The sequence below is a fragment of the Wenzhouxiangella sp. XN24 genome (genome assembly GCF_011064545.1).
GTDB lineage: Bacteria > Pseudomonadota > Gammaproteobacteria > Steroidobacterales > XN24 > XN24.
The window spans coordinates 1-239 of the sequence record NZ_JAAMFG010000020.1 but is presented as its reverse complement, the minus strand read 5'-3'; the positions used below and the strand labels follow the sequence as shown (position 1 = coordinate 239).

The 239-nt window shown below is 63.2% G+C and carries 1 pseudogene; it reads right to left on the bottom strand.

The features are described from left to right. Positions 1 to 239: pseudogene (locus tag G6032_RS01395) on the bottom strand (chemotaxis protein); the annotation flags it as partial.

Sequence of the window (239 nt, the reverse complement as noted above, 5' to 3'; positions counted from 1 at the left end):
CCGTGGGCGAGCTGGTTGGCCTGCCTGGCGTTGTCGGCGTTCTGCTTGACGGTGGAGGTGAGCTCTTCCATGGAGGAGGCGGTCTCTTCGAGAGAAGAGGCCTGTTCCTCGGTGCGCTGGGAGAGGTTGGTGTTGCCGGCGGCGATCTCCTTGGCGGCGGTGTTGATCGCATCTGCCGAGCCCTTGATGCCGGAGATCAGGCTGTTGAGCTTGTCGATGGAGTCATCGACGGCTTCCTG